This window comes from Acidimangrovimonas sediminis (genome assembly GCF_002871005.1).
Taxonomy (GTDB): domain Bacteria; phylum Pseudomonadota; class Alphaproteobacteria; order Rhodobacterales; family Rhodobacteraceae; genus Acidimangrovimonas; species Acidimangrovimonas sediminis.
Map to the genome: position 1 here is coordinate 75,362 of NZ_PHSN01000007.1, position 23,189 is coordinate 98,550.

The following is a 23,189-nucleotide window of genomic DNA, read 5'->3' on the forward strand; positions in this document are numbered from 1 at the left end:
CAGGGCCGATCCACCAGCAGCGCGGAGGCAGCACATGACGGAACGCTTCAACGGGCGGCGCGAAGATCCCCGGTTGCTGACGGGGCAGGGCAGTTATACGGCCGACCATTCGCTACCGGGGCAGGCCTGGGCCGCTTTCCTGCGCTCCGACGTGGCCCATGCGGTGATCCGCGGCATCGACACCGCCGAGGCGGAGGCAGCGGAGGGCGTGCTCGCCGTGCTCACCGGCGCCGACATGGAGGCCGCGGGCTATCGCCGCGGCGTGGCGCCGATGCCATTCAAGGGGCGCGGCGGATCCTCGCTTTTGGTTGCCGACAAGCCGGCGCTCGCCACCGATCGCGTGCGGTATGTGGGGGAGCCGATGGCCATCGTCGTGGCCGAGACCGAGGCGCAGGCGCGCGACGCGCTGGATCTGATCGTGCCGGATCTGGAGGGGCTGGAGGTCGTCCCCGACATGCCCGCCGCGCTGGCAGGGGGCGCGCCGCTGATCCATGACGAGATCCCCGGCAACACCGCCTTCACGCTCGACTTTGGCGATGCGGTGGCGGTGGAGGCCGCGATCGAGGGTGCCGCGCACCGGGTCAGGATCACGCTGGAAAGCCCGCGTCTACTGGGCAACCCGATGGAGCCGAAGGCGGTGCTGGCGCGCTGGGATGGCGATATTCTCGACCTCTGGAGCCCGAGCCAGGGGATCACGCCCCTGCGCGGCGGGCTGGCCGCGGTGACGGGCCTCGGCCCCGATCAGATGCGCCTGCACGCCGAGGACGTGGGCGGCGCCTTTGGGGTGCGGGGTCAGATCTATCCCGAATACACCGCCGTCGCGCTGGCCGCGAAGCGGGTGGGGCGGCCGGTGAAGTGGGTCTCGTCACGGTCGGAATCGATCCTGTCGGATTACCAGGGCCGGGGGCTGACCCTGAGCGCGGAACTGGGGCTGGATGCCGAGGGTCGGTTCGTCGGGATCCGGCACGACATTCTGGCCGACATGGGCGGGCATGTCTCGGCCGCGGGCCCGGTGACGGCGATACAGAACCCGCTTCAGATGGCCTTCGGCGCCTATGCGATCCCCGCGGTCGGCGGGACGATCCGGCTGGTGCTGACCAACCGCACGCCGGTGTCGGCCTATCGTGGCGCGGTCAGGCCCGACATGGCCTATGTGGTGGAGCGGCTGGTGGACGAGGCGGCGCGCCAGACCGGGTTCGACCGGATCGACCTGCGCCGCCGCAACATGATCCCCGTGGCGGCCTTCCCCTACGACATTCCGGCGATGCCGGCGCCCACCTCCTACGACAGCGCCGATTTCGGCAGCCTGATCGACGCCGCACTGGCCCGCGCGGATTGGGACGGGTTCGACGCCCGCCGCGCCGCGTCCCGCGCGCAGGGCAAGCTGCGTGGCCTTGGTTGTGCGCTGTTCATCGAACCGGCGGGCGGGGGCACGCAGGTCGACCAGGTCGCCCTGACATGGGAAGTGGACGGCATGCTGACGATTCACACCGCCGCCGTGGCCTCGGGGCAGGGGCACGAGACGGTGTTCCCCGAGATGCTGGGCGCGCAGCTGGGAATGGCGCCCGACAGGATCCGCCTTAAGGGCGGGCGCTCGGACAGTCCGCGGATCACGGGCGGCGGCGCCTTCGGGTCGCGCAGCATGATGGCGCAGGGCAGCACCACCACCGAGGCCGGGCGCCAGATGCTTGCCAAGGCGCGGTCGCTTGCGGCGGAGCTGATGGACCTGTCGCCCGAGGCGCTAAGCTACGACGACGGCCTCTTCTCCGCCGAGGGGTCCAACCGGTCGCTGTCACTCGCCGACATCGCGGCGGAGCTGCCCGGCCAGCTTGACACCATGGCTGAATTGCCGGGGCCGCGCGCTTTCCCCTCGGGCATGCACGTGGCCGAGGTCGAGATCGACCCCGAGACCGGGGCGTGTGCCCTCCTGCGCTACACCTCGGTCGACGATTGCGGCACGGTGATGAACAAGACGCTGGTCGAGGGGCAGATCATCGGCGGGCTGGCACAGGGGCTGGGGCAGGTCTTCGGCGAAATGGCGCATTACGACGGCGATGCGCAGCTTCTGTCGGGCAGTTTCATGGACTACCCGATGCCGCGTGCGGACCTGATGCACCGGGTGGACATCGAATTGCGCGGCGTGCCTTCGCCCGGAAACCTTCTGGGGGCCAAGGGCGTGGGCGAGGCGGGGACCGTGGGATCGCTTCCGGCGGCGATGAACGCGGTGATGGACGCGCTGGCACCCGAGGGCGTGGCGCATCTCGACATGCCCGCGACGCCCGCGCGGATCTGGGGCGCGCTCATCGCCGCCGGAAAGGGCGCCTGAGGCCGCGGGCCCCGCGGCATCGGGGCGCGCCGAAGTCAGCCCCGCGGCGGCGTCAGGTCAGCCTGATCAGCAGGTCGAGAAAGGTCTTCCGCTCTGCCTCGGTCAGCGGTGCCAGCGTCTCGGCGGTGATCGCATGGGCCGCCCCGACCGAGGCGTCGAAGGCGGCGCGGCCCTCGGGTGTGGGGGCAAGGGTGATGCGGCGCTGGTCGTCAGGATCCCTGCGTGCGGCGACGAGGCCCTTGGCCCGCAGCCGGTCAACCACCCCCTTGATCGTCGCCGCATCCATCGCCGTCAGACGCCCCAGGGCGTTCTGCGATTGCGGCCCGGCCTCGCACAGCTTGGCCAGCGCGGCGAACTGGGTCGCGGTCAGATCGGGAATGCGCCCCGCGAAGATCGCGAGGTGGCGCTGCGTCGCGCGCCGCAGCAGAAAGCCCACCTGGGTGTCGAGCGTGTAGCCGATCTCCCCTGCCTCTCGCGCTGCCCCGCCGGGTGCGGTCTTGTCCGAAATCTCCATCCTGATCCGATCCTTGTGGCAATGCGCGCCTCGCGCAAGCGGGAAATCGCGCGGGCGGTGAACGGGTGGTGAAATCGTGTCCGTCGCGCCGCCGTGGTGAATTCCCGGGCAGTGGCGATGCGGGGCCGCCCCCATTCGACATTGGCGATTGACAGGTCCGGGGGCAGGGGCACAGTGTTTGTATGCGAACAATCTCCGAGGAGGTCCCGTCATGTCCGCCTGGCACCGCCCCGCCTCCCTGACCGAGGCGATCGGCCTTCTGGCCGAGGGTGGCGTGGTGGCGGCGGGCTGTACCGACCTGTTCCCCGCGACCCGGCGCCAAGCGTTGAGTGGACCGGTGATCGACCTCACCCGCGTGGCCGAGATGCGCGGCATCTCCGAGACGCGCGGCGGCTGGCGCTTCGGCGCGGCGGTGCGCTGGTCCGAGGTGCTCTCGGCGGCGCTTCCGCCGGCCTTTGACGGGCTCAAGGCCGCGGCGCGCGAGGTCGGTTCGGTGCAGATCCAGAATGCCGGCACGCTGGGCGGCAACCTGTGCAACGCTTCGCCCGCGGCGGATGGTGTGCCCGGCCTGCTGACGCTGGAGGCCGAGGTGGAGCTGGCCGGCCCCGCGGGGATGCGGCGGCTGCCGCTGGCGGCCTTCCTTGCCGGCGCACGCCGGACCGCGCTGGCGCCGGGCGAGGTATTGGTGGCGATCCATGTGCCGAGCCATGCTGCGGCGGGGCGGGGCGCTTTCCTGAAGCTGGGCGCGCGGCGCTACCTCGTGATCTCGATCGCCATGGTGGCGGCGCGTCTGGTGGTGAAGGGCGGGCGGATCGACCGTGCCGCGGTGGCCGTCGGGGCCTGCGGCCCGGTCGCGTCGCGGCTGCCGGCGCTCGAGGCGGCGCTTGCTGGGATCGCGCCAGAAGACGCGGCGGCTGCGGTCAGCGAGGCGCTGGTCGCCCCCGCGCTGGCGCCGATCGGCGACGTGCGGGGCGACGCGGAATACCGGGGTGTCGTCGCGGTGGAACTGGTGCGCCGTGCGCTGCGTGGCCTGGCGGCGGAGGGGATGCGATGAACCGTGCGGTGCCGATGATCCGACTGACCGTCAATGGCGCGGCGCGCCCCGTCGCCGCCGATCCCGCGCGCCGGTTGTCCGACGTGCTGCGCGAGGATCTGGGCCTGACGGGAACCAAGGTTGGCTGCGACGCGGGCGATTGCGGTGCCTGTACCGTGCTGATCGACGGCGCCCCCGTCTGTGCCTGTCTCACCCCCGCGGCTCAGGCCGAGGGATGCGAGATCCGCACCGTGGAAGGGCTGTCGCAGACCGCGGAGGGCGGCGCGGCGCTGGGGGCGCTGCAGCGCGCCTTCCTGCGGCACGGAGCGGCGCAATGCGGGATCTGCACGCCGGGGATGCTGATGGCCGCCACGGCCCTTCTGAAGGAGGTCGCCACACCGACGGAAGACCAGGCCCGCGCCGCCCTCGGCGGAGTGCTCTGCCGCTGCACCGGGTACGGCCGGATCATCGCCGCGGTCTGCGATGCGGGGCGCGACATGGTGGGACCCGCACCCTCGGCGGGGGCCGCCGTCGGCGCCGCGCTGGAGCGGCTCGACGGCCTGCCCAAGGTCGACGGGACCGAGGCATTCGGCGCAGATCTCTGGCCCGCCGGGGCGCTGGTGGTCCGGGCGGTCCGTGCGCCACATCCGGCGGCCCGCTTCGTCTTCGGTGACCTGATCGACTGGGCCGGGCCGCGGCAGGTTCGGGTCTTCACCGCTGCCGATATCGCGGGCGAGAACCGGTTCGGTGTGATCCCGCCCTTCGCCGACCAGCCCGCGCTGGCAGAGGGCGAGGCGCGGCTGCGCGGTGAGGCGATCGCGATCGTGGTGGGCGAGGCCGAGGTGATGGCCACGCTCGACCTCGACGACTTTCCCGTGATCTGGGAGCCGCTCGACCCGGTGACCGACCCCGAGGCCGCGGCGGGGGCGCGGGCGGTGCTGGCCGCCCGGCCCGACAACGTGCTGACCCGGGGCCGGGTGGTGCAGGGCGATGCGGCGGTGGGGCTGGCGGGCGCCGCCCATGTGGCTGAGGCCACGGCGCGCACCTCCTTCGTGGAACACGCCTATATCGAACCCGAGGCCGGCCTTGCCTGGCTGGAAGGCGACGTGCTGGCGATCCGCGCCTGTACCCAGGCGCCGGTGATGGACCGCGACGACGTGGCCCGGGTGCTGGGCCTCGCGCCAGGCAAGGTGCGGATCATTCCCTCGGCGGTGGGCGGCGGTTTCGGATCGAAGCTGGACGTGTCGTTGCAGCCGCTGATCGGGCTTGCGGCGCTGAAGACCGGGCGGCCCTGCCGGATGGTCTACAGCCGGACGGAATCGATGCAATCCACCACCAAGCGCCACCCGGCGCGGATGCGCGCCCGGATCGGCGCCGATGCCTCGGGCCGGATCTGCGGCATGGATTTCGAGGGCACCTTCGACACCGGCGCCTATGCAAGCTGGGGCCCGACAGTGGCGAACCGGGTGCCGGTGCATGCCTCCGGCCCATACCGCACCCCCAATTACCGTGCCGAGACGGTGGCGATGCACACCAACAACCCCGTCGCCGGGGCCTTCCGCGGCTTTGGCGTGCCGCAGGCGGCGGTGGTGCAGGAGGCGGCCTATGACGACCTTGCACAGGCGCTGGGGATGGACCGGCTTGCCTTCCGCCGCCTGAACGCGCTGGCCGAGGGCGAACGCTCCGTCTGCGGCCAGGAGATGCGGGGCGTGGGGATCGGCGCCTGCCTCGACGCGCTGACGCCGCGATGGGAGGCGGCGCTGGCCGAGGTCGCGGAGTTCAACGCGGCAGGGGGCACGGTGAAGCGCGGGATCGGGGTGGCAAGCTGCTGGTACGGCTGCGGCAACACGGCGCTGCCGAACCCCTCGACCGTGCGGGCGGGGATCACCCGGGATGGGCGGCTGGTGCTGCACCAGGGGGCGACGGATATCGGGCAGGGCTCCAACACCGTGATCCCGCAGATCTTCGCCGATGCGCTTGGCGTCGCGGTGGCAGAGATCGCGCTGGTCGGGCCGGACACCTTCCTGACGCCGGATTGCGGCAAGACCTCTGCCTCGCGCCAGACGGTGGTGACGGGCAATGCCGCGCTGCGGGCGGGGTGGGCGCTCAGGGCGCAGATCCTTGCGCGGACCAACCGGGGCGACGATGCGCGGATCACGCTCGCGCCCGGGAAGCTGCTGGTCGCCGACCGTACCGGCACGGCCGAGATCGCACTGGCCGACCTCGCTGCGGGGGCGCAGGGCTATGTTCTCATGGCCGAGGAGAGCTACGACCCGCCGACCGAACCGCTCGACGAGAACGGGCAGGGCGTGCCCTATGCCGTCTACGGCTACGGCGCGCACCTGGCCGAGGTGGCGGTGGACATGATGCTGGGAACCGTGAAGGTCGGGCGGATCACCGCGGCGCATGACCTGGGCCGGGTGGTGAACCCGTTGCTGGCACTGGGACAGATCGAGGGCGGGATCGCGCAGGGCCTCGGGATGGCGCTGATGGAGGAATACGTGCCGGGCCGGACCGAGAACCTGCACGATTATCTGATCCCCACGACCGGCGACATGCCGCGGATCGACCCGATCCTGATCGAGGTGCCCGATCCCAAGGGGCCGTTGGGCGCCAAGGGCCTGGGCGAGCACGTGCTGATCCCGACGGCCCCGGCGATCCTGTCGGCGATCCGCCATGCCAGCGGCGCGCGGGTCACGCATCTGCCGGCGCTGCCGCACAGGGTGCTCCGGGCGATCCGGGAGGCGGGACGATGAGGGTGGACAAAACTCTTCGAAGAGTTTTGCAAATTCCTTCGAAGGAATTTGTCTGCGTCGCCTGGAACAGCACAGGGGGCCACCCATGACCGATCCGGCCCATGACATGCGTGCGGACACGTCGGAGGGGGCGTTGCCCGGCGACCGGATGCGCGCCGAGAAGATCCGGTGCGATGCCTGCCCGGTGATGTGCTACGTCGCCGAGGGCCGCACCGGCGCCTGCGACCGTTACGCCAACCACGGCGGCAGGATCGTGCGCTGCGATCCGGCCACGGTGCTTGACCGGCGGCTGGAGGCGGGGGGTGAGATCCGCCCCTTCCTCAGGGCCGATTGGGATGGCACGCTGTCGGATGCGGACCTGTTCGTCTCGGCCGTGGGGGCGGGGACGACCTATCCCGATTACAAGCCCGCGCCCTTCATCGTCAGCCGCGAGATAGAGGGGGTCGACGTGGTCACCGTGGTGACCGAGGCGATCTATTCCTATTGCGGCGTCAAGGTGAAGATCGACACCGACCGGCATCTCGGCGACGAGGGCGCGGTGGTGCGCGCGGGGGGCGAGGCGGTGGGCCTTGTCGTGACCTCGGAATACGGATCGCAGATGCTGTCGCTGGGGGGGGTCGATCACCTGACCGGCGGGTCGAAGGCCGAGGGGCGGGCGACCTGCGATGCGCTGATGGCGCTGTGCAACCGCGCGGCGGTGGAGCTGACGATCGATGCGGGCGCCAGGGTGGTGGTGCAGGCCGGCTGTGCGCCCATCGTCGACGGGGTGCGCGAGGAGCGCATGCGGGTCGGCTGTGGCTCGGCCACCATCGGGATGTTTGCCGCGCAGTGGCAGGGGCTGGTCGACGAGGTGGTGGTGGTGGATGACCACATCACCGGCGTGGTCAGCGAACATCAGGCGGGCAAGGTGCTGGGCTGGCCCGACACCGGGATCCGCATCAAGGGCCGGCGGTCCACGCCCGGGCGCTATTTCCAGGTGGCCGCGCCGGGCCTTGGCTGGGGCGGCACGGATATCGACGACCCGCTGACGATCCTGGGCGAATGGAACGCGAAGAAGGGAGCGCGGCCGGGGCTGTCGCTGCTGATGGTGTCGACCACGGGAGAGCACGCGGCCTATTATGTCCTCGATGACGCCCTGGTGCCGACGCCGCAGCCTATGCCGTCCACGCTAACCCCCTCGGTCGCGCTGATCGCCGAGAATTGCGAACCGGCGATGTGCACGGTGATGTTCACCGGCGGGGCGGGGGGCAGCCTGCGCTCTGGCGCCACGCGCAACCCCGTCCGCCTTACACGCGCGGTGCAGGACGGGCGGGCGACCGTCACCTGCGGCGGCGCGCCGGCCTGGGTCTGGCCCGGTGGGGGGATCACCTTCCTCGTCGATGTGCTGGAGACGCCCGGCGATGCCTTCGGCCATGTGCCGACGCCCGCCTTGGTGGCGCCGCTCGAATTCACGATGAGCCGGGCGGATTACCTTGCACTGGGTGGGCACGAGGGGGCGATCCGCCCGCTCAGGCAGGTGCTGGAGGAGGGTGGCGAATACGGGGCGGACTGGCGCGCCGTCGCGCCGCCGGCGAAGGGGTGATGGCCGTGCAGGCCGGATACCTGCCCGACGGCGCGCGGCTGCACCTGAACCACGGGCCGATCGACCTGATCCTCTGGGCCAATTCCGAGGTGCGCGAGCTGGCCTACGCGCAGGCCATGGCACGTTTCAGCGGCCTTCTGGAGGAGCTCGTCGCCGAGCTCCCGGTGTTGCGGTCTGCCGCGCCGCAGGCCCCCTCCGGTCCCGTCGCCCGGGCGATGGCCGCCGCGGTCGCGCCCTATGCCGGGGAATTCATCACCCCGATGGCCGCCGTCGCGGGGGCGGTGGCCGATGCGGTGCTGGCGGCGATGGCCGCCGTGCCGGGGCTGACCAAGGCGCATGTGAACAACGGCGGCGACATCGCCTGTCATCTGGCGGGCGACGCGCGCCTGTCCGCCGCCATCGCAGGGGGGGCTGCCGGGCTGGGCCTGACCTCGGACCAACCGTGGCGCGGCATCGCCACCTCGGGTTGGCGCGGGCGCAGTCACTCGCTCGGCATCGCCGATGCGGTGACCGTCATCGCGCGCACCGCGGCCGAGGCCGACGCCGCCGCCACGATGATCGCCAATGCCGTCGATCTGCCGGGCCATTGCGCGATCGTGCGCCGGCCCGCGCGGGAGCTGGCGCCTGACAGCGATCTGGGCAGCCGCCTCGTCACCGTTGCCGTCGGAACGCTCTCGCGCGACGAGGTTGGGGCCGCGCTTGACCGTGGTCTTGCTGCGGCGCACCGATATCACGCGCGGGGCCTGATCGGCGCCGCCTTCCTGTCGCTTGCGGGGGAGACCCGGGCGACGGAATCCGTGCCCACCGCGACAGGCGCCGCCAAGGTGGCTGCCCCTGCGACGGTTGCCGTGCCCGCCCCTGATCCGGAGGACCTTGATGCCTGACTTCACCATCCGCAAGACCATGATCTTCCTCGAGGAAATCCACCACGAGGGTGGCCCCGCCGCCGCCACCCCGCGCCAGAGGGGGGCCATCGTGGCGCTGGTCGCGAACCCCTTCGCAGGCCGCTACGAGCCGGAGCTTCAGCCGGCGATGGAAGACCTGAAGCCGCTGGGGCTGGCTTTGACCGATCGCCTGATCGCGGCGATGGGCGGCCTTGCGGGCATCGACAGCTACGGCAAGGGCGCCATCGTCGGCGAGGGCGGCGAGATCGAGCATGGCGCGCTGTGGCACGTGCCGGGCGGCTACGCGATGCGCGAGCGGCTGGGCGAGGCCAAGGCGATCGTGCCCTCGGCGATGAAGGTGGGCGGCATGGGTGCGCGCCTCGACGTGCCGCTGGGCCATATCAACGCAGCCTATGTCCGCAGCCATTTCGATGCGATCGAGGTGGGCCTGCCCGATGGCCCCCGGACGGGCGAGATCCTGTTCGCGCTGGCGATGGCGCGGGGCGGCCGGGTGCATGACCGCATGGGCGGGCTGAGTGTGGCGCAGGTGAAGGGCGAGGACGGGCTGCGCTGAAGCCCATCCCCGAAACTTGCCCCGAAACCTGCGCCTTGGCTGGGCTCAGAGCGTCAGGATCGTGGCACCCGTGGTCTTGCGCGCCTCGAGCGTGCGATGCGCCTCGGCCACCTGCTCCAGCGGGAAACGCTGGTCGATCGCGATCTTCACCTTGCCGCTGACGACCATATCGAACAGCTGCTTCGCCATCGCCTGACAGGTCTCGTGTCGGGCGATGTGAGTGAAGAGGGTGGGCCGCGTCACCTGCAGCGACCCCATCGCGCCGAGGCGGCCAAGGTCGAAGGGCGGCACCACGCCCGAGGCATTGCCGAACGAGATCATCATGCCCACCGGACGCAGGCACTTGAGCGAGCCCTCGAACGTGTCCTTGCCGACCGAATCCATCACCACATCGACCCCGCGACCGCCGGTGATCTCCTTCACCCGGGCCACGAAATCCTCGGTGCGGTAGTTGATGACATGTTCTGCGCCGGCGTCCTTGGCCAGCGCGCATTTCTCGTCGGTTCCGGCGGTGCCGATCAGGTGGATGCCGCGCGCCTTTGCCCATTGGCAGGCAATGAGGCCGACGCCGCCCGCCGCGGCATGGAACAGCACCCAGTCGCCGGCCTTCAGCGGCACCGTCCGCTCGAACAGGTAGACCACCGTCATGCCCTTGAGCATCATCGCCGCGCCTTCCTCGAACGAGATCCCGTCGGGCAGCGGGCAGACCTGCGCGGCGGGCATCACCCGTTCCTCGCAATAGGCGCCGGGCGGGGTGGCGGCATAGGCGGCGCGGTCGCCCTCCTTGAGGTGGGTGACACCCTCGCCCACGGCGGTGACCACGCCCGCGGCCTCCATCCCCAGCGCATGCGGCATGTCGAGCTTGTAGACGCCCGAGCGCTGGTAGACGTCGATGAAATTGAGGCCCACGGCCTCGTGCCGGATGCGGATTTCGCCCGGGCCGGGGGCGCCGACCTCTAGGTCGACGATCTTGAACTCCTCCGGCCCGCCCTGGGCCTCGATGATCGCGGTTCTTGCCATGGTGATCCTCCCTTCGTGTCTGCCGGTCTTCGGGCGGCGCCGCGGTCGCCCGGATGTCGCAAGCAGATAGCCGGGGCGTGGGCCGCGTCCAGCCCCATGTCCGTCCGGCGGGGTGGCGTAGAGGCGGCGGGGCGGGGCGCCTCAGTCGTGATGGAAGAAGTCGTAGATGGTCTGGGCAATGGTGTCCGAGATCCCCTCGACCGCCTGCAGATCGGACAGGCCCGCCCGCGTCACCGCCTTGGCCGAGCCGAAATGCGCGAGCAGCGCCCGCTTGCGCGATGCCCCCACGCCCGGCACGTCGTCCAGGGGGTTCGCGCTCATCGACTTGGCGCGGGCCGCGCGGTGGGTGCCAATGACGAAGCGGTGCGCCTCGTCGCGCAGGCGCTGGACGAAGTAGAGCACCGGATCGTTGTGGCGCAGCGCAAAGGGCCGCTGGCCGGGGCGGTAGAATTCCTCCTTGCCGGCATCACGGTCGATGCCCTTTGCCACGCCGATCATCGGGATATCCTCGACCCCCATCTCCTCCATGATCTCCTGCACCGCGGAAACCTGCCCGGCGCCGCCGTCGATCAGCAGAAGATCCGGCCAGGTGCCCAGTTCGCGGTCGGGGTCTTCCTTCAGCAAGCGCGTGAAGCGGCGGGTCAGCACCTCCTTCATCATGCCGAAATCGTCGCCGGGTGTGATCTCGGTCCCCTTGATCTTGAACTTGCGGTACTGGCTTTTCAGGAACCCCTCGGGCCCCGCCACGATCATCGCGCCCACCGCGTTCGTGCCCTGGATATGCGAGTTGTCGTAGACCTCGATCCGTTGCGGCGGGCCGTCAAGATCGAAGGCCTCGCCCAGCCCGGTCAGCAGGCGCGTCTGGCTGGCACTTTCGGCCATCTTGCGCGCCAGGCTCTCACGGGCGTTTCGTGCGGCGTTTTCCACCAGCTCGGCCTTCTCGCCGCGCTTGGGTACGGCCAGTTCCACGTTCCGTCCGGCGCGGGCCGACAGAAGCTCATGGGCGAGGTCATGCTCCTCGACCGGGTGCGAGGTCAGCACCAGCCGCGGCGGCGGGCGGTTCTCGTAGAACTGCGCGAGGAACGCCTCGAGGATCTCGCCCTCCTCGGCGCCCGAGCCGGTGCGGGGGTAGAAATCGTGGTTGCCCCAGCTCTGGTGGCCTCGGATGAAGAAAACCTGAACGCAGGCCTGCCCGCCCTCGACGTGCACCGCGATCACGTCTGCCTCGGCCACGCCCTGCGGGTTGATCCCCTGGGCGGATTGTACCTGGGTCAGCGCCTTGATCCGGTCGCGCAGGGCCGCCGCGCGTTCGAATTCCATCGCGTCCGAGGCTTCCTGCATCTCGGCGGCGAGGCTGGCCTGGATCTTCGTGGTCTTGCCTTCGAGGAACGCCTCGGCATCCTCGATCAGCGCCTCGTAGGCATCGTGGTCGATGCGGCCGACGCAGGGCGCCGAGCACCGCTTGATCTGGTAGAGCAGGCAGGGCCGTGTCCGGCTTTCGAACATCGAGTCGGTGCAGTTGCGGAGCAGGAAGACCCGCTGCAGGTGGTTCAGCGTGCGGTTCACCGCGGCGGCGGAGGCGAAGGGGCCGAAATAGCGGCCCTTTTCCGTGCGCTTGCCGCGGTGCTTCTTGATCTGCGGAAAATCGTGGGTGCGGCTGATCAGGATGTTGGGGAACGACTTGTCGTCGCGAAGCAGCACGTTGTAGCGCGGCTTGAGCTGCTTGATCAGGTTCTGTTCCAGTAGCAGCGCCTCGGTCTCGGTCCGGGTCGTGAGGAACATCATCGACGCCGTCTCGCGGATCATCCGGGCGATGCGCTGCGAATGGCCGGTGGGACGGGCATAGTTCGACACCCGGGCCCGCAGGTTGCGCGCCTTGCCGACGTAGAGCACCTCGGACTTCTCGTTCAGCATCCGGTAGACCCCGGGCGAGCCGTCGAGCGTCTTGAGGTACGATTGAATCACCGCCTGACCGGTCGCCACCGGGCCGCTGCCGGCGGTCGCCGCATCGGGGGAAGGCGCATCCGTCGCATCCGCATCCTGCCGCGGACTTTCGGGCGAATCGGGAGAGGGGCTTTCAGTCATAACGTAGCTTACGATTCCCTTTCGGGCTGCAATCTATTGGCGAGGTTGACAAGAGAAAAGCTGTCCACGGATTTTGTGGATAAGTCTGGTGGCAACTTTCCGGCGGCCCTGATTTTTCGAAGGATTCTTGCGGATTCATTAGGATGCTGAAAAAATGAGCGCAATCATAACCGACTGATTTCAAGCGGAAAAATTTTATAGCCCATGCAAGTTCCTGATTTTTCTAACAGATTCCTAACGTTTGTGTGAAACTTTCGGCGGGGGTGGACAAGTGGCCGTGCGGCCCCGCGTGAGCGCCCTGGTTCAACTCTCCACGCCCAGGATGTCGGGGGTCTGCCAGGCCAGGTGCTGCCCCCCGTCCGGGCAAATCAACTGCCCCGTAACCGCCGGCGAATCGAGGAAGAATCCAAGCGCCGCAACGATGTCGTCGGGCCCCGATCCGCGCTGCAGGACGGTCGCCGCGCGCTGCCGGGAGAAGTGTTCGTCGCTCTGCCGGGCGCCCTTCAGCGTCGGCCCCGGGCCGATGGCGTTGACGCGGACGTCGGGCGCAAGGCCCTGCGCCGCGGTACGGGTAAAGGCCCACAGTCCCATCTTGGCGATGGTGTAGGACATGAACTCTGGCGTCAGTTTCCAGACGCGCTGGTCGATCATGTTCAGAACCATCGCCTGCGCCACCGGCTCACCCGCCGCATCCGCGATGGCGCCGGGGGCCTGTTCGGCGAAGGCCTGCGCAAGCTGCACCGGGGCGCGCAGGTTCGACCCGATCGCCCGGTTCCAGCTTTCCGCGCTCATGCTGCGCACATTGTCGTATTCGAAGATCGAGGCATTGTTGACCAGCACGGTAAGCGGGCCCCCCAGCGCCTCTGCCGCGCGGCCGACCAGCGTGCCGGTTGCGTCTTCGTCCAGCAGGTCGGCTTGCAGGGCCGTGGCGGTGCGGCCCATGGCGCGCAGCTCCGCCACGACCTCTTCCGCGGCGTCGGCGGAGGTGGCGTAATGCACCGCCACGTCGAACCCCCGCTGCCCGAGATACAGGGCCATCGCCCGCCCGAGGCGCTTGCCCGCGCCCGTCACCAATGCCTTGCCAGGCTGCATCACGTTCCTCCTGCGCCCCGTGTCGGGCGTCAATGTGCCAGTGCGATCAGGAACACGACATAGCCGGCGGTCAGGACGAGTCCCCAGATCCTGGTGATGTTACGTCGCCCGAGGACAAAAGGTGCAATCACCAGTGTCGTGACGAGCATGGCCCACAGGTCGAAATGCAGCATCGACTGCGGAACGCGCAGGGGCCCGACAAGACCGGCGATGCCGATGATGCCCAGCAGGTTGAACACGTTCGAGCCGATCACGTTGCCCATCGCCACGTCGGCCTGTTTCTTGCACGCCGCGGCGACCGAGGTGGCGAGTTCCGGCAACGACGTGCCGACCGCGACCAGCGTCAGCCCGATCACGGTTTCCGAGATGTCGTAGGCGCGCGCGATCCCCACCGCGCCCTCGACCAGAAGCTGGGCCCCAAGCGGCAGGCCGACAAGGCCCGCCACGAGGTAGGCCGCGATCTTCCAGCCGGGCAGGGCGGGGTCGGCGCCCTCCAGCACCTCCTCGGGGTCGCCGGCGGCGCGATGGGCCCGCGCCTCGCGGTAATTGTCCCACAGCATGAGCGCGAGCGCGCCGAGCAGGATCAGCGCGTGCCACCAGCGGAACGGCCCGAGGAAGGCGAGGATGATGAACAGGATCGTCGCCGCGACCATGGTCAGGTAGCTGCGTCGCGCGTGGTTGTCGCCCGGATGGATGACCGAGATCATCGCGGGGATCCCCAGCACCAGCAGGATGTTGGCGATGTTCGACCCGACGACGTTGCCCAGTGCGATCCCCGGGGCGTCCTGCGTCACCGCCTTGACGGACACCAGCAATTCCGGCGCCGAGGTGCCGAAGGCGACGACCGTCAGCCCGACGATCAGCGAGGGGATCCCCAGCCTGAGCGCAAGGTTCACGGCGCCGCGCACCAGGGCCTCGCCCGCCAGCACCAGAAGCACCAGCCCGGCCAGCACCTGCACGATATCAATGGCCATCAGGTCTTTGTCTCGCAGGGGCAGGGGCCGCGCCCGATGCGGAACCGCCCGCAGCGCGGGCAGGTCCCGGGTTTGGAGAGCTTACGCCCCTTCATCCCCGGCACCCGGAGGCGCCCGAACATCGCCAGCACGACGATGGCGATCAGGAAGAGGGAGACCAGCTTCACCATCCGGTCACAACCCGAACCGTGCCATCAGCGCGCGGTCCTCCGCCTCGGCAGCGACGCCCGACAGGGCCTCGGCGCCGAGGCGCCGCAGAAGGCCGCGCTTGGGGCCGTAGGTCCGGAACCTGACCTTGTCGCCGTAAAGCGCCTTCATCTTCGGCACGAGGTGGGCGATGCCGTCTGCAAGGCCGAGGTCGACCGCCTGCTGGCCAAGCCAGAAGGAGCCGTCGAACAGCTCCGCCTCCGACGACAGCCGCGATCCGCGCCGCGCTTTCACTTGGTCGATGAAGATCCGGTGCATCGGTTCGAACAGGGCCTGAAGGCGTTCCACGTCCTCGGGCTTTTCCGGCTGGAACGGATCGAGAAAGCTTTTCGACTTGCCCGCCGTGTGCACTCGTCTTTCGATCCCGTGCCGGGCGATCAGCTCGGAAAAGCCGAAGCCTGCCGAGATCACGCCGATGGAGCCGAGGATCGAGGTCTGATCGGCCCAGATCTTGTCGGCCGCGGTCGCCAGCCAGTACCCCCCCGAGGCCGCCACGTCCTCGACGAAGGCGTGGACGGGGATTTCCTTTTCATCCGCCAGGCGGCGGATGCGGGCGGCGATCAGGCTCGATTGCGCGGGCGAGCCGCCGGGCGAATTGATCGTCAGCGCCACCGCCTCGGGCCGGCCCTTGGAGAAGGCCTTTTCGATCAGCGGGGCGAGGGCGGCATCGTTCATGCCGGCACCGCGGCGGCCGCCCGCGGCGATGACGCCCTGCAGACGAAGAACCGCGACCGTCGGGCGGGAGGGGAGGGGGGACCAGCGTGCCATCGTCCCGATGTAGGCGGCGGCGGCGCGGCGAACAAGAGACGGCGCGGCCGCGCGCGGCGATTGTTGCGCGGGCGGGCGGGTGTTACCTCTTGCCAGGGGAGGATCCCGGGATGATCGACAAGCTCGAGATGTTCATGGCGCTCGCGGCGGAACGGCATTTCGGCCGTGCGGCCGAGGTTTGCGGCGTGACGCAGCCCACGCTGTCCAGCGCGATCAAGCAGCTCGAGGACCAGTTGGGGGTGCAACTGGTCTGGCGCGGCTCGCGCTTTCAGGGGCTGACGCCCGAGGGGTTGCGGGTGCTCGACTGGGCGCGCCGGATCGTGGGCGACGCGCGCAGCCTGCGCGAGGAGATGCGGGCGGTGCGCGCGGGCCTGTCGGGGGTGCTGCGGCTGGGCGTCATTCCCACCGCGCTGCCTATGATCGCGCGGCTGACCGACCGGTTCACCGCGGCGCATCCCAATGTCCATCTGCGGATCTTTTCGCGCACCTCGGCCGAGATCCTGCAGGAGATCGAGGATCTCGAGCTTGACGCCGGCGTCACCTATCTCGACAACGAGCCGCTGGGCCGGGTCGCGCGCGTACCGCTCTACTCCGAGGGCTATCGCTTGCTGGTGTCGGGCAGGATGGACCTCGCCGCACGCGACAGCATCGCCTGGAACGAGCTGGGGGAGGTCCCGCTGTGCCTTCTGACCCCGGAGATGCAGAACCGCCGGATCGTGAACCACTTCCTCGCCGAGGCGGGCGTGGCGGTCTCGGCCCCGGTCGAGTCGAACTCGATGATCGCGCTGCTGGCCCATGTCGCGACCGGCCGCTGGGCCTCGGTCGTGCCCGAGGCGATGGCCGATCTCTTCGCCAGCGCGGATTTCCGCGCGATCCCGATCCGGGCGCCCGAGGTCCATTCGGTCGTCGGGCTGATCGCGCCCTGGCGGGAGCCGCACACCCCGCTGCTGGAGGCATTGCTGGCCGATGCGGCCAAGATCGCGACGGTCGGGGCCGGCGCCTAGGATGGCGCCAGTCAGGGGGAAGGCCGGGGGCCGCCTGGCGGCATCATTCGGCCGGACATTGCGCTCGGTTTGATAGATTGCATCAATCAAATGACGGAATGTCTATATTGATTTGCCTATCGTGCAGGTTAGAAATGGCCCCCAGCCAAGCCGGGAGGGGTTTATGCCATTGGACGATCAGGACATCGCTGTGCGTGTCGAGGAAATCCTTGCCACCCATGACGGCGTCGAGGGGCCGCTTCTGCCGATCCTTCACGCGATCCAGGAGGCCTTTGGATACGTCCCGCGCGCGGCGCTTCCACAGATCGCCGAGGGGCTGAACCTGAGCCGTGCCGAGGTGCATGGCGTGATGACCTTCTACCATGATTTCCGCGAGGATCCGGCCGGGCGCCACGTGCTGAAGCTCTGCCGTGCCGAGGCCTGCAAGTCGATGGGGGCCGACCGCGTTGCCGCCCATGCCCGGGGCAAGCTGGGGATCGACTGGCACGAGACGACGCGCGACGGAACCGTGACGCTTGAGCCCGTGTTCTGCCTCGGTCTCTGCGCCTGCGCGCCCGCCGCGATGATCGACGGCAAGGTCGTGGGCCGGATCGACGAGGCGCGGGTCGATGCCCTGCTGACGGAGGTGGGCAAATGAGGATCTACGTCCCCCGCGATTCCGCCGCCAAGGCGCTCGGTGCCGACGACGTGGCGAAGGCCGTTCAGGCAGAGGCCGCCAGGCGCGGGCTCGACATCACCCTCACCCGCAATGGCACCCGCGGCATGGTCTGGCTGGAGCCGCTGCTGGAGGTGCAGACTGAGGATGGCCGCCGCGCCTTCGGTCCGCTGACCGCCGCCGACGTGCCCGCCCTCTTCGACGCCGAATTCGGCGACCATCCGAAGGCGCTTGGCCTGACGGACGAACTGCCCTGGATGATGGGCCAGACGCGGCTGACCTTTGCCCGCGTCGGCGTGATCGACCCGCTGGACCTGGCGGAGTACGAACATCACGGCGGCCTTGCCGGCCTGCGCAAGGCGCTGGCGATGACGGGCGAGCAGATCGTGACCGAGGTCACCGAGTCCGGCCTGCGCGGCCGTGGAGGCGCGGGCTTTCCCACCGGCATCAAGTGGAAGACGGTGGCGGGGGCGCAGGCTGAGCAGAAATACATCGTCTGCAACGCGGACGAGGGCGACAGCGCCACGTTCGCCGACCGCATGCTGATGGAAGGCGACCCCTTCACCCTGATCGAGGGGATGGTGATCGCGGGCCTCGCGACCGGCGCCACCAAGGGCTATGTCTACGCCCGGTCGGAATACCCCGACGCCAACGCGGTCTTTGCCGAGGCGATCCGCGTGGCGCGCGAAGGCGGGCTTTTGGGCACCGACATCCTCGGCTCCGGCAAGACCTTCGAGATGGAGATCCGGATCGGCGCGGGCGCCTATGTCTGCGGCGAGGAAACCAGCCTCCTCAACAGCCTCGAGGGCAAGCGCGGCGTGGTTCGCGCCAAGCCGCCGCTACCCGCGCTGGAAGGGTTCCTTGGCCGCCCCACGGTGGTGAACAATGTGATCTCTCTGGCGACGGTGCCGGTGGTGATGTCGCATGGCGCGACCTTCTACAAGGATTTCGGCCTTGGCCGGTCGCGCGGCACGATCCCGCTGCAGATCGCGGGTAACGTGAAGCACGGTGGCCTTTACGAATGTGCCTTCGGCCTCTCGCTCGGCGAGATCGTCGAGGGCATCGGCGGCGGCACCGCCAGCGGCCGCCCGGTGAAGGCGGTGCAGGTGGGCGGGCCGCTGGGCGCCTACTTCCCGCCCGCGCTGTTCGATACCCCCTTCGGCTACGAGGAATTCGCGGGCGCCGACGGGTTGGTCGGCCATGCGGGCCTGACGATCTTCGACGACACGGCGGACATGTTGGAAATGGCGCGCTTCGCGATGGAGTTCTGCGCGATCGAAAGCTGCGGCAAATGTACCCCCTGCCGCATCGGCGCCGTGCGCGGCGTCGAGACGCTGGAGCGGATCGCGGGCGGTGATGCCAGCGCGATCCCGATCCTCACCGACCTGTGCAACACTATGAAATTCGGCTCGCTCTGCGCGCTGGGGGGCTTCACGCCCTACCCGGTGATGAGCGCGCTGACCCATTTCCCCGACGAATTCACGGGCACCCATCAGGAGGCCGCCGAATGAAGGACTTCATCATTCCCACCAGCCTCGACCAGGATTTCGGCACCCCCGCCAGCCGGTCGACGACGATGGTGACTTTGACGATCGACGGTGCCGAGGTCACGGTGCCCGAGGGTACTTCGGTCATGCGGGCGGCCAAGGAGACGGGGATCACCATCCCCAAACTCTGCGCCACCGACATGGTCGATGCCTTCGGCTCCTGCCGCCTGTGCCTTGTCGAGATCGAGGGCCGCAACGGCACGCCCGCTTCCTGCACCACGCCGGTGGCGGCGGGCATGGTCGTGCACACGCAGACCGGCAAGCTCAAGGACCTGCGCCGCGGGGTGATGGAGCTCTATATCTCCGACCACCCGCTGGACTGCCTGACCTGCGTGGCCAACGGCGATTGCGAATTGCAGGAGATGGCCGGCGCCGTGGGCCTGCGCGACGTGCGCTATCAGCCCGGCGCGAACCATTATGACGACGGCTCCGGCACGCTGGCCAAAGGCGATGCGCGCGCCCGTGGTCTGGGGGAACGGGGCCTGCGCGGCATGCTCGATGGTGACATGGGCAACCCCGATTACCTGCCGCGGGACGAATCCAACCCCTATTTCACCTACGATCCGTCGAAATGCATCGTCTGTTCGCGCTGCGTCAGGGCCTGTGAAGAGGTGCAGGGCACCTTTGCCCTGACGATCGAGGGGCGGGGCTGGGACAGCCGCGTCAGCGCGGGGATGCACGAAAGCTTCCTCGGGTCGGAATGCGTCAGCTGCGGAGCCTGCGTGCAGGCCTGCCCCACCGGCACCCTGCGCGAAAAGGCGGTGCACGAGATCGGCACGCCGGAACATTCCGTCATCACCACCTGCGCCTATTGCGGCGTCGGCTGCTCCTTCAAGGCCGAGATGCGCGGCGATGAGCTGGTGCGCATGGTGCCGTGGAAGGACGGCAAGGCGAACCGCGGGCATTCCTGCGTCAAGGGCCGCTTCGCCTGGGGCTATGCCCAGCATCAGGACCGCGTGCTGAAACCCATGGTGCGCGAGCGGATCGAGGATCCGTGGCGCGAGGTCGAATGGGACGAGGCGCTGACCTTCGCCGCCGACCGCATGCGCGGGTTGCAGGCCGAATACGGGCAGGATTCGATCGGCGTCATCACCTCGTCGCGCTGCACGAACGAGGAAACCTACCTCGTGCAGAAGCTGACCCGACAGGTCTTTGGAAACAACAACACCGACACCTGCGCCCGGGTCTGCCATTCGCCCACCGGCTATGGCCTGGGCCAGACCTTCGGCACCTCGGCCGGAACGCAGGATTTCGACTCGGTCGAGCATTCGGACGTGATGATCGTCATCGGCGCCAACCCGACCGATGGCCACCCGGTCTTCGGGAGCCGCATGAAGAAGCGGCTGCGGCAGGGGGCGAAGCTGATCGTCATCGACCCGCGCCGCATCGACCTGGTGAAGTCGCCGCACATCCGCGCGGCGCACCACCTGCCGCTGAAGCCCGGCACCAACGTCGCCATGCTGACGGCGCTGGCACATGTCATCGTCACCGAAAAGCTCTATGACGAGGCGTTCATCCGCGAACGCTGCGACTGGGACGAATTCGCCGATTACATGGCGTTCGTCGCCGACGAGAGCCACAGCCCCGAGGCGGTCGAATCCGCCACCGGCGTCCCGGCCGAGGAGGTGCGCAAGGCTGCCCGCCTCTATGCCGGTGGCGGCAACGGGGCGATCTACTACGGCCTCGGCGTGACCGAGCACAGCCAGGGCTCCACCTCGGTCATTGCCATCGCCAACCTTGCCATGATGACCGGCAACATCGGCCGTCCGGGCGTCGGCGTGAACCCGCTGCGCGGCCAGAACAACGTGCAGGGCTCCTGCGACATGGGGTCGTTCCCGCACGAATTGCCGGGCTATCGCCACGTCAAGAACCCCGAGGTCCGCGCGATCTTCGAGACGCTTTGGAACACCAAGATCTCGGATGAGCCCGGCCTGCGCATCAACAACATGCTGGATGCGGCGGTCGAGGGCACGTTCAAGGGCCTCTACATCCAGGGCGAGGACATCCTGCAATCCGACCCCGACACCCACCATGTCGCGGCGGGTCTGGCGGCGATGGACTGCGTCATCGTCCACGACCTCTGCCTGAACGAGACGGCGAATTACGCCCATGTCTTCCTGCCGGGGTCGAGCTTCCTTGAAAAGGACGGGACCTTCACCAATGCCGAGCGCCGGATCAACATGGTCCGCCGCGTGATGGCACCGAAGAACGGCTATGCCGACTGGGAGGTGACGCAGGCGCTGGCCAATGCCATGGGCGCGGGCTGGACCTATACCCACCCCTCGCAGATCATGGCCGAGATCGCGGCCACGACGCCCAGCTTTGCCAACGTGACCTACGAGCGGATCACCGAGTTGGGATCCGTGCAGTGGCCGTGCAACGACGAACACCCCGAGGGTTCGCCCATCATGCACGTCGACGGCTTTGTTCGCGGCAAGGGCAAGTTCATCCGCACCGAATATGTCGCGACGGATGAGAAGGTGGGCCCGCGCTTCCCGCTTCTGCTGACCACCGGGCGGATCCTCAGCCAGTACAACGTGGGTGCCCAGACCCGGCGCACCGACAACACTGCCTGGCATGCCGAGGACGTGCTGGAGATCCACCCCCAGGATGCCGAGGATCGCGGGCTGCGTAGCGGCGACTGGGTGCGGCTGGCGTCGCGCACCGGGGAAACCAGCCTGCGTGCGAAGGTCACCGACCGGGTGGCGCCCGGGGTGGTCTACACCACCTTCCACCACCCCGAGACGCAGGCCAACGTCATCACCACCGACTTCTCGGACTGGGCGACGAACTGCCCGGAATACAAGGTGACGGCGGTGCAGGTCGCGCCCTCGAACGGCCCCTCCGAATGGCAGGTGGAATACGAGGCGCAGTCCGAGGCCGCCCGCCGCGTGCTGCCGGCGGCCGAGTGATGAAAAAACGCCCCGCCAAGGCACACCGTCCGCACACCACCCGGGTTTACCGGGGCGGTGAGACGTCGGAGCGCCAGCGCGAACTGCCCGAGGAGATGCCCGTCGCGCTGTCCTTCAACGGCACGACGCAGGCGGTAATGATGGCCACGCCCGCGGATCTGGAAGATTTCGGGCGTGGCTTCGCCCTGACCGAGGGGATCGCCACCCCGGACGAGATCGAGGACCTGCAGGTCCTCGTGGGTGCGGCCGGGATCGACGTTCAGATGTGGCTTGGCACCGAGGCCGAGGCCCGTCTCGCCGCGCGGCGCAGGCACATGGCCGGGCCGGTGGGCTGCGGCCTCTGCGGTCTCGATTCGATCGAGGCGGTGCTGCGCGATGTGGCCCAGGTTACCGCCGCGCTTTCCCTGACCCCGGCACAGGTGACGGCGGCGATGGCCGCGCTGCCCGGCCACCAGTCGCTGCACGACGTCACGCGGGCCGCCCATGGCGCGGGATTTTTCATCCCCGGCCGCGGCATGGTTCTGGCGCGCGAGGACGTGGGCCGGCACAACGCGCTCGACAAGCTGGCGGGGGCGCTGCTTGCCGGGGGTGTGGACACTGGCATGGGGGCGGTAGTGCTTACCTGCCGGGTCTCCATCGACATGGTGCAGAAATGCGCCGCCCTCGGGGCGCCGGTGATGATTGCCGTCTCGGCCCCCACCGCCCATGCCGTGCGGCTGGCCGAGGCACTGGGCCTTACCCTCATAGGCCTCGCCCGCGGCGACGGGTTCGAGGTCTTCACCCATCCCGACCGCATCCGTCCGGAAAGGAACGCAGATGTCGCCTGACAAGCTGATCCGCATGGCGAACCAGATCGCCACCTTCTTCGCCTCGAAACCCCATGACGAGGGCGTCGCCGGGGTTGCCGCCCACATCAGCGACTTCTGGGAGCCGCGGATGCGCGCCCAGCTTTTCGCCGCGATCGAGGCGGGGGGCGAGGGCCTGCACCCGCTGGTGATCGAGGCCGCCCCGCATGTCCGCGCGGTAAAGGCCGCCTGAGATTGCTCTGCTGAGCCTCGATCAGGCACCCGCCCGGCCTCGGGCGGGCGCTGCCCTACGTTCATGGTCTGCACTGTAGCTGACCCACCCCTTCCAGCGTTTGTCCGTGCGTAGACGTTGCCATTGTGCCCTGCCGGGGGAGGGCGGGCGCCGCCCGGATCCCGGGTCGCGACCCCGTGGCAGGGGCGGATGAAGTGGTGCCGCGTCTCCCGCCACCT

At 69.2% G+C, this 23,189-nt stretch carries 19 protein-coding genes; 12 read left to right on the top strand and 7 right to left on the bottom strand.

Going from position 1 to position 23,189, the window contains the following annotated elements; translation table 11 throughout:
- Positions 1–34 precede the first annotated feature (34 nt).
- Entirely contained in the window at positions 35–2,326 is a 2,292-nt protein-coding gene (locus CVV76_RS08550; protein WP_158243121.1) for a xanthine dehydrogenase family protein molybdopterin-binding subunit, read from the top strand.
- A gap of 52 nt (positions 2,327–2,378) precedes the next feature.
- Here the strand turns inward: CVV76_RS08550 and CVV76_RS08555 are convergent, their stop codons facing one another.
- Positions 2,379–2,840: a MarR family winged helix-turn-helix transcriptional regulator gene (locus CVV76_RS08555; RefSeq protein WP_102224221.1), complete on the bottom strand. Its 462-nt coding sequence runs from the start codon at positions 2,838–2,840 to the stop codon at positions 2,379–2,381.
- Positions 2,841–3,051: 211 nt separating this feature from the next.
- On the opposite strand from CVV76_RS08555, the gene CVV76_RS08560 reads away from it, so the two are divergent.
- The 5 genes from CVV76_RS08560 (at position 3,052) to CVV76_RS08580 (ending at position 9,669) form a co-directional block, all read left to right on the top strand.
- The gene (locus CVV76_RS08560; protein WP_102224222.1) at positions 3,052–3,894 is read left to right on the top strand and encodes an FAD binding domain-containing protein; all 843 of its coding nucleotides are present in this window, start codon (positions 3,052–3,054) and stop codon (positions 3,892–3,894) included.
- On the top strand, positions 3,891–6,629 hold the full coding sequence (locus CVV76_RS08565) for a molybdopterin-dependent oxidoreductase (RefSeq protein WP_102224223.1): 2,739 nt from the start codon (positions 3,891–3,893) through the stop codon (positions 6,627–6,629). The genes CVV76_RS08560 and CVV76_RS08565 overlap by 4 nt, the downstream gene beginning before the upstream one ends.
- Before the next feature lie 106 nt (positions 6,630–6,735).
- Entirely contained in the window at positions 6,736–8,211 is a 1,476-nt protein-coding gene (locus tag CVV76_RS08570; protein WP_233192783.1) for a 6-hydroxynicotinate reductase, read from the top strand.
- Positions 8,211–9,095: a UPF0280 family protein gene (locus CVV76_RS08575; RefSeq protein WP_199178540.1), complete on the top strand. Its 885-nt coding sequence runs from the start codon at positions 8,211–8,213 to the stop codon at positions 9,093–9,095. The genes CVV76_RS08570 and CVV76_RS08575 overlap by 1 nt, the downstream gene beginning before the upstream one ends.
- Positions 9,088–9,669, top strand: a complete 582-nt coding sequence (locus tag CVV76_RS08580) for an amino acid synthesis family protein (RefSeq protein ID WP_102224226.1) — start codon at positions 9,088–9,090, stop codon at positions 9,667–9,669. The genes CVV76_RS08575 and CVV76_RS08580 overlap by 8 nt, the downstream gene beginning before the upstream one ends.
- Before the next feature lie 45 nt (positions 9,670–9,714).
- Here the strand turns inward: CVV76_RS08580 and CVV76_RS08585 are convergent, their stop codons facing one another.
- From CVV76_RS08585 to CVV76_RS08605, 6 genes are all read right to left on the bottom strand, one after another.
- Positions 9,715–10,689 (bottom strand): quinone oxidoreductase family protein, encoded by a 975-nt coding sequence (locus CVV76_RS08585; RefSeq protein ID WP_102224227.1) that lies wholly within the window; start codon positions 10,687–10,689, stop codon positions 9,715–9,717.
- Positions 10,690–10,830: 141 nt separating this feature from the next.
- Positions 10,831–12,774, bottom strand: coding sequence for an excinuclease ABC subunit UvrC (uvrC, locus tag CVV76_RS08590; protein ID WP_102224228.1), 1,944 nt, complete (start codon positions 12,772–12,774; stop codon positions 10,831–10,833).
- A gap of 303 nt (positions 12,775–13,077) precedes the next feature.
- Positions 13,078–13,866: an SDR family oxidoreductase gene (locus CVV76_RS08595; protein ID WP_102224229.1), complete on the bottom strand. Its 789-nt coding sequence runs from the start codon at positions 13,864–13,866 to the stop codon at positions 13,078–13,080.
- Between the two features lie 29 nt (positions 13,867–13,895).
- A complete protein-coding gene (locus tag CVV76_RS08600; RefSeq protein WP_102224230.1) occupies positions 13,896–14,840 on the bottom strand; it encodes a calcium/sodium antiporter in 945 nt (314 codons plus the stop codon).
- The gene (locus tag CVV76_RS25170) at positions 14,840–15,010 is read right to left on the bottom strand and encodes a hypothetical protein (RefSeq protein ID WP_199178541.1); all 171 of its coding nucleotides are present in this window, start codon (positions 15,008–15,010) and stop codon (positions 14,840–14,842) included. The genes CVV76_RS08600 and CVV76_RS25170 overlap by 1 nt, the downstream gene beginning before the upstream one ends.
- Before the next feature lie 4 nt (positions 15,011–15,014).
- Entirely contained in the window at positions 15,015–15,815 is an 801-nt protein-coding gene (locus CVV76_RS08605) for a S49 family peptidase (RefSeq protein ID WP_102224231.1), read from the bottom strand.
- Positions 15,816–15,925: 110 nt separating this feature from the next.
- Between CVV76_RS08605 and CVV76_RS08610 the strand changes: the two genes are divergently transcribed.
- From CVV76_RS08610 to CVV76_RS08635, 6 genes are all read left to right on the top strand, one after another.
- Positions 15,926–16,819 (top strand): LysR family transcriptional regulator, encoded by an 894-nt coding sequence (locus CVV76_RS08610; protein ID WP_102224232.1) that lies wholly within the window; start codon positions 15,926–15,928, stop codon positions 16,817–16,819.
- 163 nt (positions 16,820–16,982) lie between these two features.
- Positions 16,983–17,456 (top strand): formate dehydrogenase subunit gamma, encoded by a 474-nt coding sequence (locus tag CVV76_RS08615; protein ID WP_102224233.1) that lies wholly within the window; start codon positions 16,983–16,985, stop codon positions 17,454–17,456.
- Complete coding sequence (locus tag CVV76_RS08620; RefSeq protein ID WP_102224234.1) at positions 17,453–18,985, top strand: formate dehydrogenase beta subunit; 1,533 nt, start codon at positions 17,453–17,455, stop codon at positions 18,983–18,985. Before CVV76_RS08615 ends, CVV76_RS08620 begins: the two co-directional genes overlap by 4 nt.
- Positions 18,982–21,933: a formate dehydrogenase subunit alpha gene (gene fdhF / locus CVV76_RS08625; RefSeq protein ID WP_102224235.1), complete on the top strand. Its 2,952-nt coding sequence runs from the start codon at positions 18,982–18,984 to the stop codon at positions 21,931–21,933. The genes CVV76_RS08620 and fdhF overlap by 4 nt, the downstream gene beginning before the upstream one ends.
- Positions 21,933–22,760: a formate dehydrogenase accessory sulfurtransferase FdhD gene (gene fdhD / locus CVV76_RS08630; RefSeq protein WP_102224236.1), complete on the top strand. Its 828-nt coding sequence runs from the start codon at positions 21,933–21,935 to the stop codon at positions 22,758–22,760. The genes fdhF and fdhD overlap by 1 nt, the downstream gene beginning before the upstream one ends.
- On the top strand, positions 22,750–22,971 hold the full coding sequence (locus CVV76_RS08635) for a formate dehydrogenase subunit delta (protein WP_102224237.1): 222 nt from the start codon (positions 22,750–22,752) through the stop codon (positions 22,969–22,971). The genes fdhD and CVV76_RS08635 overlap by 11 nt, the downstream gene beginning before the upstream one ends.
- Positions 22,972–23,189 lie beyond the last annotated feature (218 nt).